At 39.7% G+C, this 17,757-nt stretch carries 11 protein-coding genes; 7 read left to right on the top strand and 4 right to left on the bottom strand.

Features of this window, described 5'->3' with window-relative positions; translation table 11 throughout:
* Positions 1 to 671 precede the first annotated feature (671 nt).
* Together JWR87_RS08740 and JWR87_RS08735 are read left to right on the top strand one after the other, a co-directional pair.
* Positions 672 to 3,794, top strand: coding sequence for an SdrD B-like domain-containing protein (locus JWR87_RS08740; RefSeq protein ID WP_297818413.1), 3,123 nt, complete (start codon positions 672 to 674; stop codon positions 3,792 to 3,794).
* A gap of 960 nt (positions 3,795 to 4,754) precedes the next feature.
* Positions 4,755 to 7,262 (top strand): TonB-dependent receptor, encoded by a 2,508-nt coding sequence (locus JWR87_RS08735; RefSeq protein WP_297818410.1) that lies wholly within the window; start codon positions 4,755 to 4,757, stop codon positions 7,260 to 7,262.
* A gap of 124 nt (positions 7,263 to 7,386) precedes the next feature.
* On the opposite strand, the gene JWR87_RS08730 is transcribed toward JWR87_RS08735, so the two are convergent.
* A complete protein-coding gene (locus tag JWR87_RS08730) occupies positions 7,387 to 8,730 on the bottom strand; it encodes a HAMP domain-containing sensor histidine kinase (RefSeq protein WP_297818407.1) in 1,344 nt (447 codons plus the stop codon).
* Positions 8,731 to 8,858: 128 nt separating this feature from the next.
* Positions 8,859 to 10,256, bottom strand: a complete 1,398-nt coding sequence (locus JWR87_RS08725; RefSeq protein ID WP_297818405.1) for a sigma-54 dependent transcriptional regulator — start codon at positions 10,254 to 10,256, stop codon at positions 8,859 to 8,861.
* A 528-nt stretch (positions 10,257 to 10,784) separates the two neighbouring features.
* Here JWR87_RS08725 and JWR87_RS08720 point away from each other — a divergent pair.
* The 4 genes from JWR87_RS08720 (at position 10,785) to JWR87_RS08705 (ending at position 15,702) form a co-directional block, all read left to right on the top strand.
* Positions 10,785 to 12,050, top strand: coding sequence for an HlyD family efflux transporter periplasmic adaptor subunit (locus JWR87_RS08720; RefSeq protein ID WP_297818402.1), 1,266 nt, complete (start codon positions 10,785 to 10,787; stop codon positions 12,048 to 12,050).
* 67 nt (positions 12,051 to 12,117) lie between these two features.
* Positions 12,118 to 12,318 carry a hypothetical protein gene (locus JWR87_RS08715; protein ID WP_297818399.1) on the top strand — a complete coding sequence of 67 codons (201 nt, stop codon included), beginning with the start codon at positions 12,118 to 12,120 and terminating at the stop codon, positions 12,316 to 12,318.
* A 33-nt stretch (positions 12,319 to 12,351) separates the two neighbouring features.
* Positions 12,352 to 13,029 carry an ABC transporter ATP-binding protein gene (locus tag JWR87_RS08710; RefSeq protein WP_297818396.1) on the top strand — a complete coding sequence of 226 codons (678 nt, stop codon included), beginning with the start codon at positions 12,352 to 12,354 and terminating at the stop codon, positions 13,027 to 13,029.
* 249 nt (positions 13,030 to 13,278) lie between these two features.
* On the top strand, positions 13,279 to 15,702 hold the full coding sequence (locus JWR87_RS08705; RefSeq protein WP_297818394.1) for an ABC transporter permease: 2,424 nt from the start codon (positions 13,279 to 13,281) through the stop codon (positions 15,700 to 15,702).
* 53 nt (positions 15,703 to 15,755) lie between these two features.
* On the opposite strand, the gene JWR87_RS08700 is transcribed toward JWR87_RS08705, so the two are convergent.
* Positions 15,756 to 16,166, bottom strand: coding sequence for a putative toxin-antitoxin system toxin component, PIN family (locus JWR87_RS08700; protein WP_297818392.1), 411 nt, complete (start codon positions 16,164 to 16,166; stop codon positions 15,756 to 15,758).
* On the bottom strand, positions 16,156 to 16,281 hold the full coding sequence (locus JWR87_RS08695) for a hypothetical protein (protein ID WP_297818389.1): 126 nt from the start codon (positions 16,279 to 16,281) through the stop codon (positions 16,156 to 16,158). Before JWR87_RS08695 ends, JWR87_RS08700 begins: the two co-directional genes overlap by 11 nt.
* Positions 16,282 to 17,217: 936 nt before the next feature.
* Between JWR87_RS08695 and JWR87_RS08690 the strand changes: the two genes are divergently transcribed.
* The coding region (locus tag JWR87_RS08690) for an ABC transporter permease (protein WP_297818387.1) at positions 17,218 to 17,757 on the top strand (540 nt) is incomplete at its 3' end.

The following is a 17,757-nucleotide window of genomic DNA, read 5'->3' as shown; positions in this document are numbered from 1 at the left end:
TCTTGTTGTATATTTTCAATCGGATTAAATAAGAAAAGATGGCAGGTGTTAAGTATCGGTACTGTGAGCCAATTATTTAATTAGTTTAAAAAATCAATATAACTGCTGGCTTAAAAAACTCATGTAAACTTTTTTTCTCACGGTTGAAGCAAAAGGTTTCATTTCTGGAAGTAAAAATCCTATACCGGGAAATGCAAACGAACGGGTTCTAAGAGTCCCAACTCTTCAGGTGCGTTTCATATACAACACAGGTCGTAAACACCGGAATAAAACCTGAAGGCCTCTCCGTGGGTTGTGCAATTAAAAGTGGGTGAGGGAAAAAGAAGCACAAGTAGGTTCTCTTGCAACTTTTCTTATTCATCATTCATCAATACAATGTGTAGAAGGATTACTTATGTAAGATCATTCAATTTATAAGTATACCCTTACGTAGTAAATCCAATATTCATACAACAATTACCTCCTCCGTACCCCTTGTGACATTAATGTAGCCGGATTGTGAGCTGTCGATCATCATTTTTATAAGCGCTATTCTTTTCGTGGTTCGACGCATGCAGTGTCCTTCCCTTGCAATAAAGTTTTAGAAATTGATAGGTTTCCACTTACAGATTCAGACGCTTTAATTATAGGCTAATGCTTTCTTATTCATTAATATTCAATATAAAACGCTTATGCATCATCTTTCTACTTATCAATTTTGTTTTAAAACCAGGAGGTATGCCTTGTTTGCAAAAACACTCTTTTTACTCTTGTTAATCTTCTCTAATGCAGTTTCGCTAAAAGCCCATACTGTTGATTACTTTTCATCTTGTGGCTATGTTTGCGCAGGAAATACCGTTACTGTAAATGCACATTTAAGTGCTACAGCGACTAACACAAATTACAACTGGCAGTTCCGCGATAAGTCCGGCGCGTGGAAGTGTTTCGTAAACGGAAGCAATACTATTAACGGTGTTACTTTCACTGCTTCTAATGCAACTGCAAAAGGGCGGCTGACCGCTGCACCAACGCTTACCATTACAAATGCTACCACTGCGTTAAGTGATATAGATGTAAGGATTGTGATGGCTGATGGAACAAATGTTTCGCCATGCGCCGCTAAACCTACTTTTCCTGTCTATGGTACCGATAAAAGCCTTAAGCTTCATGTTTTAACAGGTATTGATTGTTCGAATATCGCTACTTACTGCTCAGGTGGAACTCCTCCTTTAAAATTAGGAGATCTTGTATGGAACGACATTAATGCCAATGGAACAAAAGAAGCAGATGAGCCAGGTGTATCCAGTGCTACTATTAAGTTATATGCAGACGATGATAACGACAACATAGCTGATGGCAGTGCTGTTGCAACCACCACTACCAATTCCCTTGGTATATATTCATTTTCGAAACTTAAATCAGGAAATTATATTGTAGGTGTAATCATTCCGGTGGGATATACACGGGGTCCAGTATCAACGATTGATCCTGACAATGATGTGAATAACGATAACAACGGGGTTACTCTGATTGGTACAAACCAGGCCGGAAGCGAAGTAAGATCTAAAGCGATTACCTTATCGGCTTCAGGCGAAACTGCAACAGATGGGGATGACTTAAATTCAAACCTCACACTAGACATCCCTCTCTGTGGCAACAGTCAAATGGGGGATTTTGTTTGGAACGACAAAAACGCAAACGGTATTCAGGATTTAAACGAGGTCGGTATACAAGGGGTAACAGTGAAATTAACGTTCCCTGATGGTGTTACCACCCGTACAACGACAACAAATGCTAGCGGCAAATATTTGTTTTCATCTTTATCGACAGGTAACTATAAAGTAAGCTTTAGTACTCCTGCCGGCTTTACACCATCTCCTATAAACGAGGGAACCAGTGATGCAAAAGACAGTGATCCTGCGAACGGCAGTGTAACCGTGCTAGTGTCGGCGGCCTCAAGCAATCTTACCATTGATGCAGGTTTCTATACCAGGGCAGTAATTATATCAACCCTCAGTTTAGGCAACCAGGTATGGAACGACTTTGATGGTGATGGAAAAAGAGATGTTGGCGAGCCGGGCATTCCGGGTGCACCTATTAGTTTGTATAGGGATACGGACGGCGATGACATGCCTGACGGAGCAGCTATTAAGACTACGTTAAGTGATGCAAAGGGCCTCTACAAGTTCACAGATCTGGCTGAAGGACGGTATATAGCTTCGATGCCGGTTTTACCCGGCTATCAGCAAAGCCCCAATACGACTACGCAGGCTACAAGTCCTTTTCCTGATAATAATGAAGATGACGACAATAACCTGGTTAGATTAAAAGGAAACAATAAGGCGGGAGAAGGCATCCTTTATACAAACGCAATTACGCTTGATGCAGGAGAAGAGCCAACAGATGCTGTTGACGGCGATGACACAAACGGAAACAATACATTTGACCTTGCACAGTGTGGTAATGCTTACATCGGTGATTTTGTATGGAATGATTTAAATGGAAATGGTATCCAGGAAGCAAACGAGCCCGGCATAGACAACGTAATGGTTACCATAACTTTCTCTGATGGCAGAACTGCGTATGCAAAAACCCATGAGTATAAGGGAGATAATAATCCGAACGCCCCGATCTTAAGTGGCTATTATAATTTCCCTAACCTTGGACCAGGAACCTACAAAATAACCTTTGAAACTCCAGACGGTTTACACCCAAGTCCCTCAAACAAGGGCAATGATGATGCAAAAGACAGCGACCCTGTAAATGGTGCACCGGTAACCGTTATTCTTGCAGCCGACAAAAGCGACTTTACTATTGATGCTGGCTTTACCGATTTTACACCTCCACCACCCCCTCCAAGCTGTCCTAATCTGAGTGTAGGAAATATGGTGTTCATCGATTTGAACGGCAACGGAACAAAGGAAATACATGAACCAGGTATCGGTGGATTGACTGTAAAATTATACGCTGATGAGGATGGTAACAATGTGGCTGATGGCACGGCTATCTCTACCTTAGCAACTGCCGACGACGGTACTTATTACTTTGGTAATCTTGCTGCCGGCAAATACCTCGTGGGTGTTACTACTGGAAATACTTATGCCCCGGTTACGATTGGTAGCACAAACCCTGATGATGACAAAAACAATGACAACAACGGAATAAAAACCATCAATGGTGAAGTATTTTGTAATACAATCACTCTTTCTGCAGGTGATGAACCCGTAAACGATGGTTCAGATAACAACAGTAATCTAACCCTTGATTTTGGTTTAAAATTAAAAGCCTCTCCATGTACAACTCATTGTGATTGTAAAAATGATTGTACCCACACTGACTGCGGCCATAGTAATTGCGGACACAACAGCTGCAAAAATGATTGTAAACATTCTGATTGCGGAGATAAAAACTGTGGACACAATAGTTGTAAAAGCGATTGCAAACACGCTGATTGCAAACACAAAAACTGCAGCAGAAAAAATAATGAGTCGCTAAGATCTTCAAGCGTAGAAGGAACAACAAGCATTGCCAACACAATTACAAGGCCTGAGCTTAGCATTACTGCGGTAACAGTTTTTCCAAATCCGGCTAAAGATTACATTATAATAAAAGTAATGGCGGTCAAAGAAGGAAAGGGATCGGCAAGAATTACTGACTTATCAGGCAAACTCGTCGCTACCCAAAATGTCACTATATCTCATGGAATGAATTTAATAAAATTTGATAGGCTAGAGGGCTTAAGGGGAGGAACGTACTACGCTCAGCTCCACTTCAACTACCACATCTACAACCAGCAACTGATCGTGGTTAAGTAATAACCCCCGCGCCAACAACCGTCTTGGTTAAAGAAAAAACCTCGGTTTCCTTCTAGACAAATAAGTTTACAAAGAAACGAGTACCTTATAACCCCTGTGAACATTAGAAGAGGCTGTCTCAGAAGAAAGAGGCAGTCTCTTTTTCGTTTAAGCCTTCGACCAATGCATCACTGCCTCTAACTGGTTAGAAGAAGCATCTCTGCATTCATTGCAATACCTTTTTTATTTTTTTGGTTTGAATAAGCACCGCGGGGTGCATTAAACAAACCAAGTTTTTGCTGCGTAAATAGCAAAAACTGGCGAGTCATAGTGGCAGAAAAAATACTGTTAGAAATAATTATAACCGCGATAAGCAAATAAACCAAGGATTTATAAAGCGGCTAAGACTATCGGGAGGTATACGTAAACTTGGTTGAATGAAAAGAGTAGAAGTTAAAGGCTACCATTTCTAGTAAAAATAAATTATCTAATAATTTATTTACTTATTTTGTAGCTGGATAAACGGCATTGGTAAAAGGTAAAACCATATTACGTAAAATAGTAAACGTGTTACTGATTTGCATACTTGCTTTCAGTATTACCCCTGCTACTATATTTCACAATCTAATTTTAGGTCATACTGACCATACAGTTGTACACCATCATAAACAAACAAATGAGGTGGCACAAGCAGGCATCAATTGTCATTTTGATTGCTTTGTTTGTCAAAAGCAGTTCATCCACTTTTCTACTCCTTCCACATCTCAAACTTCAACTATAGTTTTCACTTTCGTCGTTCCTGACATTGAAAACTTCTATTCTCAACATCATTTTTACGCAGAACTCCGAGGGCCGCCAGCAAACGCTTAATATTTTACTCCTCATAATCATTATTCAAAAACATAATGATTAATCTTCCTGTTGCAAAACATTTTTTGAATGGTGCATTTTTTGCCTTCCGTCATGCTTTAATAAAGTTTAATGAAATCACTTTTAATCTTAATTCTATTTCTTTTTCTATACAGTATAGTCCCTGATTATGCAAAGGCCCAAGCAATTACTGCTATTACCCAAGGCCGTTCATCCAGGTTTTCCATAACGGGCCGGGTTATAAACCAAAAAAATGATAGCGCTATGGTTGGCGCCAGTATTTATATTCCTGACCTCAAAACCGGCGTTGCTACAGATGACAATGGTAATTACACTTTACAGAATATACCTGCAGGTGATTACATCATTCAGGCTGGTCATATTGGTTATAAAAGCAACGTAAAAAATATCTCTTTGACAGAGAACACTACTCTAAACTTTGTATTGATAGAATCTATCACCGAAGAAATGGAAGTAGTTGTTACAGGCTCGTCAAAAGCAACATCAATAAGGAGAAGTCCTATTCCAATTGTTTCTGTAAACCGGCAATATCTTCAGCAAAACCTTAGTACAAATATTATTGATGCGATATCAAATGTTCCCGGTATTAATGCGGTTACCACAGGCCCTAATGTTTCCAAGCCGTTCATTCGCGGATTGGGTTTCAATCGCATTCTCACATTGTATGACGGCGTAAGACAGGAAGGCCAGCAATGGGGCGATGAACATGGCATTGAAATAGATCAGAGTACTGTTGATAGAGTCGAAGTAGTAAAGGGTCCTGCAAGTCTAATTTATGGGTCTGATGCTGTAGCTGGCGTAATCAACCTTATCCCCCTAAATCCTCCCTCACCTGGTTCAATAGCCGGAAGTATTTCAAATGAATATCAAACTAACAACGGCTTAATTTTTAACTCCGCCACACTCGCCGGTAACAAAAATTCATTTAGCTGGAGAGGTACCTTCTCTCATAAAATGGCAACTAATTACCGGAATAAAATTGACGGCAGGGTGTATGGAACGGGTTTTAGAGAGACGGATTTTAGCGGTCTGATAGGATTAAACCGTAACTGGGGTTATTCTCACCTTGGTTTTTCAACTTATAACAATTTGCAGGAGATACCTGATGGAAGCAGAGACTCTGCAACCAGGAGGTTTACAAAGCAAATTACAGAAGCAGATACCGTGAGGCCTATAGTATCGGACAAGGAGCTGCGATCTTACACAATTACTCCTTTGCACCAACGGGTACAACATTATAGGCTGTACAGCGCAAACAGTTTTAGCGTGGGAAGAGGGAGAATTGCTCTTAATCTGGCCTATCAAAAAAGCGTGAGGCAGGAGTTTAGTCACCCCGAAGTGCCTAAAGTCGCTGGTCTTTACCTTATACTAAATACTTATTCTTACGACGTTAAGTATTACTTCCGCGAGAAAAAAGGTTTCAGCCTTACTGGTGGTATTAATGGGATGCATCAGACTAATAATGTAACAAAAGGAACAGACTTTATTATTCCTAACTATCGCCAAATTGATGCCGGCCCTTTTATTTTTGTAAAAAAATCATTAAGCAAGCTGGAGATAGCAGGCGGCTTTAGATATGACATACGCAATTTCACTAATGAGGCGTTGTACACGAAACAAGATGTTGCTACAGGATTCACATATGCTGTTTCCGGCGCAAACACAGCCACTGCTGACCGACCCTTCTACGCTTACAAGAAAACTTTCTCGGGAGTTAGTGGAAGCCTGGGTCTATCCTATCGTTTTTCAGAAAACTTAACGGCTAAATTTAATATTGGCAGAGGTTTTAGAGCGCCTAACATTTCAGAAATTTCTGCTAATGGGGTTCATCCGGGTACCAGTATTTATCAGTTGGGCAATCTCAACTTCAAACCCGAGTTTAGCTTGCAGGAAGATATTGGCGTCAATTATAATACTCCTCATATAACCATCAATGCCGAATTTTTTAACAACAACATCTCGAACTTTATTTTCAACGAAAAAGTATTAAACAACAAGGGAGAAGACTCTGTGATAGTGGCAGGCAATCGTACATTCCAGTTTCAGGCCGCAAGAGCACATCTGTATGGAGCAGAAATAAGTATTGACATTCACCCCCATCCGCTTGACTGGCTGCACTTCGAAAATTCGTTGTCACTGGTCTATGGAAACAACAAGGGTGTAAATAATCAAAAGAGCATATCGGACAGTTCGAAATATCTTCCATTTGTACCGCCCCTACATACTTTCTCTGAACTGAGAGGAAACTTTAAAAAACTCTCCACTCATTTTTCAAACGTTTTTATAAAGATGCAATTGGAGAATTATTTAGCACAAAAAAGGGCGTACCTGGCTTACGATACAGAAACTTCCACCCCGGGGTACCGATTGGTAAATGCGGGATTTGGAGCCGACCTAACAACCGGAAAAGGAAAAACAATTCTTACTTTTTCGATCATAGCTGATAATCTATTTAACGTCGTATATCAATCTCATTTAAACAGACTAAAATATTTTGAACCCTACCCGGGCAGTTCAAGAAGATACAATGGCATTTATAATATGGGAAGAAATCTTAGTTTCAAGCTAAATTTCCCGCTATCCTTGAAAAGGAAGTAAGTCGATACTTTAGCTTTATCACTTTGAATGTAGCGTTTGAAAATCTGTAGAAATGTATAAAACCTCAATTATGAAAAATTGAGGTTTTATGTTGCAGACATGCGCGAAAGAAAATAACAGGTTGCTAAAATTGAAGCAGGAAGGTGGTTCCCTGTCCTTCTACTGACTGAGCATGAATATTTCCATGATGAAGCATCATAATTTGCTTACAAAGGCTTAGACCAATACCACTGCCGCTCTTCTTAGTACTAAAGAAAGGAATGAAAATCTTATCAAGCACCTCTCCGCTCATGCCCGGGCCGTTGTCTCCAACCTTTATAATAATTTTTTTATTGCTGTTTACCTCTGCTGTAAGAACGATCCTTGCATCCTGCCGATCTTTTACTGCATCGATACTATTTACTACCAGATTTATCAAAACCTGCTCTACCAGGGTAACATCAGCATCAACAACCAGGCTTGGATCTTTAAGAACAATTTCCATGTCGATGTTCTTCTTGTCGAGGGTCGGTTCCATCAAAGTGTTTAGGTTCTCAAACAAGTCGCGAACGTAAACCCTCTTCAGGTTAAGCGTTGTAATCTTATTAAGGTTTCGGTAAGTTTCCGCAAATTTCAATAAACCCTCGCTCCTTCTTTTAATCGTATCTATACCTAATTTCAAATCATCCACACTTCCCTCGTTATTATTCAGACCTGAGACGGAATCATCTAATCGATTTTTTAGAGTGTCAGCGAGAGAAGAAATAGGTGCAATAGAATTCATAATCTCGTGCGTCATTACACTAAGCAATTTTTGCCATGCTTTAGATTCAGTCTCATCTAAAGCTTCGTCCACATTTTGAAAAGCAATGAGCGTAAACTTCACTCCGTCAGTTTGAAAACCAGTAGCAGACAGCAGCACTTTGAAAGATTTTTTTTCTGTATGTGCTGTAGCAATTTTACTTTCACCTGGCCTCAATGCAATTACCTGGTTGTATAAATCTTCATCTCTTTTACCTAACGAATGAATGGTTTTCAAATAAGGCAAATACAGCATCTTTTTCAAAGTCTCATTCATCCAGACCACTTCGCCGTTGTCGTGTTTGTACGACAATATTCCTGTATCAACCAGTTCAAGTATTTTCTGCAAATATTGATATTGGGTTTCCTTTTCTTTACTGATAACCTTAAACGTTGAATTAATTTCATTAAATCCTTTCCTGAGAGGTTGAATATCGAGCGGTGCATGTTTAACATCGAAGTTGCGCGAAAAATCACGGTAGTGAATGGCCTCCACGAACTGGCTCAACTCCTGCTGTGCCTCACGATGAAAATTAAAAAAATCTACCACCAGGTAAATAATTACAGGTGACAATAAGGCGGCGGGTAGGTACCACTGTTTAACAAGACAAAACGCCTCTGCGCACAGGGTTATCAGAAGCAGGAGCACCCTTATTACTATCCGCCATTCAGTAGTTTTAAAAAACATCGATATTTTTAAATGTGATGGTTAAAGGATTGAGATATGAGATTTAAGATTTCAACAAGGTGTTTGATTGTTTATGAAGGGCTTCTAAACTCATCAACATACTCAAAGCCCTACCTTCTAAACTCTCCCTAAATATCATATTTACTTAATCTCCTGTATAATGCAGTGCGTGTAAGACCTAGCTCTTTCGCTGCTTTTGAAATATTTCCACTATGTTTTTCGATAACCCTTAAAATAGTGTTTTTTTCTACCAGGCTTAAATTCAATTCGTCGGGCTCATCTTCCAGAGAGCGACTTGATTCAATAGGCGAGAAAATAATATCATTTCCTGATAATACATCTTCCTCAGCCATTATCACCGCTCGCTCAATTGTGTATTGCAACTCTCTTACGTTCCCCGGATAATTGTAATGGAGCATTTTATCAATCGCGCTTTGATCGAGCTGAAGACATGGTTTTAAATATTTGGTACAATAAAATTTACTGAAATGATTTGCTAAGAGAATAATGTCATTTCCTCTCTTTCGTAATGGCGGTACCATTATTTCCACCGTATTTATTCTATAAATCAAGTCTTTTCTAAAACGGCTTTCATTGGCCAGCTCCTGCAGGGGAACGTTGGTAGCACAGACCAACCTGATATCAATGGGTATAGCACGGTTATCGCCCAACCTCATTACCTGCCTGTTTTGTAAGACGCTTAAAAGCTTCGCCTGCTGGTGCAGCGAAATGTTTGCAATCTCATCAAGAAAAAGAGTGCCGTCGTTAGCCGCTTCAAACCTGCCCGCACGGTCTTCTCTTGCATCGGTAAACGCCCCTTTTTTATGCCCGAACAATTCGCTTTCAAACAGTGAGTCGGCCAGCGCACCAACATCTACTTTCACGTAAGGTTGATTAGACCTTAGTGATTGTTGGTGGATGGCTTTTGCGATTAAATCTTTTCCCGTACCATTTTCACCTAATATTAAAATGTTGGCATCTGTAGGGGCTATCTTTTGAATTTTGTAAAAGATATCCTGCATAATTGAAGACTCCCCCAACAATTCTTTGTTGATGATGCCGTCTCCGGCAGGAGTTGTGTTTGACTTGCCGGTGGTCTTTTTATTAAGAGCCTCTTTTATAGTTACCAACAGCTTTTCATTGTGCCATGGCTTTACTACAAAATCCGCAGCGCCCTCTTTTAAACAACGGATCGCAAGATCAATATCTCCATATGCTGTAATCATAATGACTTCTGCATCAGACTTAAATTCCTTCACTTTTTTTAGCCAAAACAACCCCTCGTTACCAGTATTGATCGAGCTTGTGAAATTCATGTCAAGCAGGATAAGATCAAAAGTTTGTTTGGCAAGTATGGCGCGCAGGTTTTCAGGGTTCTTTTCGGTAAGCACTTCCTTTACCTGGGTCTTTAACATTAACCTTACTGCAGTCAGAACATCGGGGTCATCATCAATGATTAATATCGAAGCGTTTTTGAGCAGCATGTCTTTGAAGTTGCCTTGGTTTGTTGACTGCAAGTTTACCATAAATTCGATAGGATTTTTCTTAAATTTTATTAAATAACCTTTTCATTACTAACAAATTATAATAGGTGAAATGTTGAAAGCTTCCAACGATTATAGAGCACCATGATTAACCCGGCAGCGCCATTTTAAAATCCCTTTCGACTTTATTTTAAACTTCAACGCTTTCTGCTGCAATGGCGTTAGGCGGTACTACTAACATACCACATACTTAAGACAGTAATAACTAAATAACTACCTAAAACAAAGTCTGAAGGGGTGTATCAAAAGCGAACACTTATTGTAACACAAGCGTACATAAGATGGTTGACAAAAGATTTGAAGCAAGGTGAATATCAGACAGTTACGGAATCGGCACGCTATTGCAGAGTATATGCAATCAGGAGTTTTTGTACAGGCAAACGGAAGAGGCCGGCAATGTAAAAGGCGCATAAAGAAATTTAGTACAAGTGAGTGACACAACGGCGGCCGCGTAAAGAACAAGTGTTGGCAAACAATAACGATCGTACTAACTAAAAAATAATCGAGAAAGTGGATAGAATTATTAAGAAAAAAAAGTGGGGAACTAAAAGAATTCTAACAATCGCAGGTATTGTGGCAGTGTGCGGATTGATAGCAGCAAGTTTATATTTCACATCGGGCAAAAGCAGGTTAAACGTAGATACAGAAAGAATCTCCATTTCTGAAATTAAAAAAGGTTCTTTCCAGGAGTTTATACCCGTAAACGGAATTGTGTTGCCTGTTACAACAATTTACCTTGATGCTATGGAAGGCGGACGGGTGGAAGAAAAATATGTGGACGATGGTACAGAAATGAAGAAAGGCCAGCCCATTTTACGCCTTTCAAATACTGACCTTCAACTCGGCCTTGTAACGCAGCAAACGAACGTGTACAACCTGCTTACTCAAATGCAAATTTCGAGAAATGCGGCACAGCAAAACACAGTGAATAAACTGAACCAGATGACAGATGTGGAAAGCCAGTTGAAGGAGGCAGAACGCGTATACAGGCTGAACAAACACCTGTACGAACAAAAGGCTATTGGGCTGCAGGAATTTAAGCAAGCAGAAAATAACTATAATTATTACACTCAGAAGAAAAGCCTGACGATGACTATTCTTAAGCAAGACTCTTCATCGAACCTGCAACAGTTAACACAAGCGAGGCAATCGTACGAGGGATCTCAAAATGCGCTGAATGTAATGCGTAAAAAAGTAGGCGACCTAATTGTTCGCGCCCCGGTAGATGGACAATTAACTTCATTGGATGCGGAAATTGGTCAGAATAAAAACAAAGGTGAACGACTTGGTCAATTGGACGTTACGAGTGGCTTTAAAGTGAGAGCTGATATTGACGAACATTATATCTCAAGAATATTTCCTGGCTTAATGGGCGATTTTACCTTGTCGGACAAAACATATAAGCTGAAAATAAAAAAGGTTTATACGCAGGTTACCAACGGTCGCTTTCAGGTAGATATGGAATTTACCGAAGCTGTTCCACAGGGAATACGCCGCGGACAAACCCTGCAAATCAGGCTTGCACTTGGAGACGAAACACAGGCAATACTACTTGCTAAGGGAGGTTTCTTTCAACAAACCGGGGGCAACTGGATATTTAAAGTATCAGAAAATGGCAACGTGGCTTACAAGATTGATGTACAGCTGGGAAGACAAAACCCGGATTACTATGAAGTTTTACAAGGATTAAAGCCGGGAGATAAAGTAATAACATCCAGCTACGAGAATTACGGAAACATGCAGGAACTGATTTTAAAGGCTGGTAACCCGCAATAAAGCAACCTTGAGGAAAACCAAAACTAAAAATCAAACTCTTACAAGGGGTACAATACCACACAACATCATGAAAAAGCTGTTTACAAATTTGCTACTTGCTGTATTATTATTTGGCTTTAGTTCTGCCACTCCTAACAGTTGCATTTGCCTGGTAAAAGCCCCAAATATCAGCAAAACGTACGTTTCTGCCACGTATGAAATACAAACCCAAAAGGAGGTCGAATTTCAAATTCATCCACTCGATATACTTGCATTTAGATTTCGTTAAACCAAAACCAGTACAACTCAAACCACAAAAAATATGATAAGGATTAAGCAACTTGAAAAAGTATACCGTACCGAAAACGTTGAAACGGTGGCCCTTAATAAACTAACTTTTGAAGTAAAGGAAGGCGAATTTGTGGCTGTGATGGGACCTTCAGGCTGCGGCAAATCTACCTTGCTTAATATACTTGGATTATTAGATGATCCTGATGATGGCAGCTTTCTTTTTAATGGAATAGAAGTGGCAAAGTTCAACGAGCGTAAACGCGCTGAATTGCGCAAACGCAATATCGGTTTCGTGTTTCAAAGTTTTAACCTGATTGACGAGCTGACAGTTTTCGAAAACGTTGAACTTCCTTTGATTTACCTGGGCATAAAAGCGCCTGAGAGAAAACAGCGTGTGGAAGCTGTGTTAGATAAGATGCAGATCATGCACCGTCGCAACCACTATCCTCAGCAGTTATCGGGCGGACAACAACAGCGTGTTGCGGTAGCAAGGGCGGTTGTAAATAACCCGAAACTGATACTTGCCGATGAGCCTACAGGTAACCTTGACTCATCTAATGGTAACGAAGTAATGCAATTGCTTACAGACCTTAACGAACACGGAACCACGATAGTAATGGTTACGCACTCGGAGCACGATGCCCGTTATAGCCATCGCATTATCCGCATGTTGGATGGGCAAACTGTGTTGGAAAACATCATGGTGTAACGCCGGCCCGAAGGGGAGAATGAAACAAGTCATTGGTCTTCTGTTAATAAGTCATTAAGAACAAGAGATCTTTTTTTGTACCTGGCAACTGAATCATTATTACGCATTCGTTGCGTCGCACACTTGTACCGTTACAACTTAGAGCAGCGCACAGCAAACGTTACAGCACCAAAAGTGCCTCATCAAGCTTTTTCTAAAAGCCCCTCCTTTCCGTAACCAGATGAGGAGGGAAAGGTTAAAACATCGATTATGATCCGTAATTATTTTAAAATAGCTTTTAGAAACTTGTTGAAACACAAGTTTATATCAGCTATTAATTTGTTTGGGCTAACAGTCGGCCTCGCCTGCTGCCTGTTGATACTAACATATATTTTAAATGAAATAAGTTTCGACAAGTACAATGATAAAGCGGACAGAATTTACCGGGTAACACGCTCGTGGTTTGGGCCATCCGGAGATGTTTCCTTAAATCTTGGTGCAGTCGCTCCGCCTTTCGGTCCGCTTTTAAAAAATGACTTTCCTGATATTGAAAAAGTTACCCGTTTACTACCTGACGGTACCAGCACTTTTAAATACGAAGACAAGATATTTAACGAGAACAATGGAATGTATGCGGATGAAAATGTGTTTTCATTCTTTAATATTAAAGTATTAAGAGGCAATCCGGCAAAAGCATTGTTGGATCCTTTCAGCATCATGCTTACTCCTGATGTTGCCAAAAAATATTTCGGAAACGAAGATCCAATCAATAAAGTTATCGGGCTTGATAAGCAATTCCAGTTTAAGGTAACAGGCATCTTTGAAAAACTTCCATCCAACAGTCACTGGCATGCGGATCATCTATTATCCTTCAGCACTTTAAAAGACACCGCCATTTACGGAGAAAGAAACTTACAAACCAACTTTGGTAACAACTCTTTCTACACCTATTTGCTGCTTCCCGAAAATTACAATACAAAAAGCATGGAAGCACAGTTTCCTGCTTTTATTGATAAGGTGATGCCAATGGATAATAATGGGAAACAAAAAACGTCAGCCGGTACTGCGCTTGCTCTTCAAAAGCTTACTGACATCCATTTAAACTCTCATCTTGACTCTGAGCTTGAGCAGAACGGAGATATGAAACGGGTGTACATTTTTTCTGTTATCGCTTTATTTATTCTGTTGATTGCCTGCATTAATTATATGAACCTTTCTACTGCCCGATCAGCATTAAGGGCCAGGGAAATCGGGGTTAGAAAAGTAGTAGGTGCACAAAAGCGTGAATTAATAGCCCAATTTCTTTTTGAGTCAGTTCTGCTTACATGGGTGGCGCTTATACTCGCGTTGGTTCTTGCAAGACTTGCCATGCCGGCACTAGATGCTTTATCCGGCCAGGAGTTATCGTTGAGCATGTTACTAAAATGGCAGGTGCTCGTACCGTTAACGCTCGTACCTTTTATCGTAGGAATTCTATCCGGCATTTACCCTGCTTTGTTCATGTCATCTTTTAAACCAATCCAGGTTTTAAAAGGCTTATTTAAAGTTGGTTCGGCTAATATTTCTTTTAGAAAAGTATTGGTTGTTACACAATTTTCCATCTCCATTATTTTGATCATTAGTACTGCTATTGTTTTTAAACAATTGAAGTACATGCAACAAAAAAATTTGGGTTACAATAAAAACTACATGATAACGATGAGAAGTAACCCGTTGTTGAACGACTCATTCGAAAGCTTTAGAAACGATTTATTACAAAATCCTGCAATCAAAGAAGCTGCCCGTTCTTCACGCATACCTTCGGGTCGGTTGCTAGATTCGCGCGATGCGTCTGCAGCCGTTGGAGACTCTATGATGCCGGTGACGACAACAATTAAAAACCTGGCTGTAGATGCTGACTTTATACCGGCTTACGGAATAAAAATGGCTGCCGGAAGAAATTTCTCGCGTGCATACACAAATGATACCGGTTCTTTTATCTTGAATGAAGCCTCCCTGGCTTCGCTAGGCATTAAAAATCCTCACGATATTATTGGCAGGCCTTTCAGGTATGGCAACATAAATGGAGAGGTAATTGGCGTGATGAAGGACATTCATTTTGAGTCGCTTCATCAAAAGATCGTTCCTCTTGTGCTCTTCCATCCTGCAGTACCTAATTACGGCCGATTGTCTATAAAGTTAACTGGTCAAAACATCAGTTCAAGTGTAGCTTACATCGAGCAAATCTGGAAAAAATATTTGCCTGAAGTTCCTTTTCAATACACCTTCCTTGATGAGAATTTCGGCAAATTATATGAAGCAGAGTTGAAGCAGGGAACCATCTTTACCGTGTTTGCCGCCATAGCTATTTTCATTGCATGTCTTGGCTTGTTTGGTTTATCAGCTTTTGCCATTACCCAACGGGTAAAAGAAATAGGCATCAGAAAAGTATTAGGTGCAAGCATAGGCAGCATAGTCGCTTTACTGTCAAAAGATTTTTTAAAACTGGTGCTGGTAGCAGCAATTATTGCCTTTCCCGTGGCCTACTATGCCATGCATCAATGGCTTGAAGACTTTGCTTACCGTATTAATATTCCCTGGTGGGTATTTATAGTTGCGGCTATTCTGTCGGCAGTGATCGCATTTGTTACCATTAGTTTCCAGGCGACAAAAGCAGCTATTTCAAATCCTGTAAAAAGCTTGAGAAGCGAATAGAACCGGGATTTTTTGAATTGCAACAGATTTGCTGGAAATATTAAAATTGACCGTTAAAAATTATTAATAAAATCAATTGCGTTAAAAATGGGAATGCCTTTAAACGGATGCAGTACGAGTAGATCCTTATCGCCGCTAATAATGCAAGAGGCATTTGCAGAAGTGGCTGGCTCAAGAAATTTCTTGTCTTTTGGATCGCAGCAAACTGCAACCGTTTCTGATATTTCAGCAAAGATTGCTAGTTCTCTAAAATACTTTAATGCTAATAATTTTGCTTCGGCAGAAATATATTTATCAAACTTTGGGCGTAATAAAACTTCACTGAATTCATCATACGTGTTAAGGCTTGCAGAAACTTTTGCTTTTTTAATAGCCTTTTCAAACGCTTTTCTTGGGTTAGAATATTTGAATAAAAAAGCACTGATTAATGTATTGGCATTAATAACAACCAGGTTATTTTTCATTCAGCAATTTTTCAAGAATTTCTTCTGTAAGACCGTTTTTTACTGCTTCATCACTGATTTTATCAAGCAGGGCCATAAACTCATCTTCTTTCACGCCACGGCAAAGAATTTCCATTTATTTTTCAATATTTCGCTCAAGCTGCCCCTTAATTTCAGGAGAAATATCCTGCCATTTTTTAGCCGTAGCATCATTTACTTCTATTACAATTCGTTCCATCTTTCGATAATTAGATTACCACCACATTTACAAAATATGTTTTTAGGATGACCAATTTGGAAGTAGACTTTGATGCTCATATAGCAAAAAGTACAAGTCAGTGACACAACAATGTAGAGTGAAGAACCAAAAAGCTAAGTTCGAAAAACGACCAGTAAAACAATCAGTATTGAGTGGCTGACATGTTTGTTTACGAATTATTTTAAGACGCCTTTCAACCATTAACATTGATCATATACCGGCAACATCCGTCATTAACCTTTAATACTATTGGAGCAAAAATTAAAGGAACGCTAACCTATATTTCCGTTGTATGAGGTGTGCTCAACAATAAGCTGAGAAAGGAATGTCTATACGATATAAATGACAAATAAAGCTCCTGCATTTGTCAGCAGCTGCACGTTTGCCCCACCAGAAGATGATGTAGAAAGTATCAATATTCCTTTCTTATTGATTAAATGACCTATGCTAAAAAAGATTGTGTTGCGCCGGCGGGAATGGTATAGGTAATCATTGCCATTGTAACTGTTAGCTACCAGGCAATAAAAGCAGCAATCGCAAACCCTGTGAAGAGTTTGAGAACCGAATAGCCAGAACCAGTATTTATACGATGTTTTAGGGATGATTAAGAAAATAAGAACTTTTTTATGAAGTGGGCTTTCGTACAAGAATATAACCTTGGTTGCGTCGCACACTTATACTGTAAATCAACATGCAGCATGTTTTAGGGGAAACTAAAGCTGCCTAACGGTTACCACGATGAACGTAATGTGACGCAACGATGACACTATAAAAAACAAATGTGGGTCGCAAAACAACTCTTAAACACAACATATGATCAAAAACTATTTTAAAATTGCTTTCCGTAATCTGTGGCGGCACAAAGCCTTTTCGCTTATAAATATTATGGGGTTAGCAGTCGGTATGACTGCATGCTTTTTAATTTATCTATATGTTGGCTTCGAACTGAGTTATGATTCATTTAATACCAAAGCCGATCGTATCTACAGGGTAGTAAGTGATATAAAAACACCTACTGAGGTAATTAATGCGGGAGGCCCTGCATGGGCAGTGGCCCCAAATGCAAAAGATGAGTTTCCTGAAATAGAATCGTTTGTACGGGTGCTTGGTAATGACAATATGCTGGTAAGAAAAGGAGACATTAAATTTCAGGAAGAAAACACTGCATGGGCAGACTCTGCGTTTTTTAAAGTGTTTGATTTTAAGCTATTAAAAGGAGATCCGACTACAGCTTTAAAAGAGCAGTTTAGTATTGTATTCTCAGAAACGGCTGCAAAAAAGTATTTTGGCAAAGCTGACCCAATGGGCCAAACCCTGCTGCTGACAGGAGATGCTTTTCCTGCAAAAGTAACC

It is taken from the genome of Segetibacter sp. (assembly GCF_025963695.1).
GTDB lineage: Bacteria > Bacteroidota > Bacteroidia > Chitinophagales > Chitinophagaceae > Segetibacter.
The sequence above is the reverse complement of the archived record's forward strand: the minus strand, read 5'-3'. Positions and strand labels throughout refer to the sequence as shown.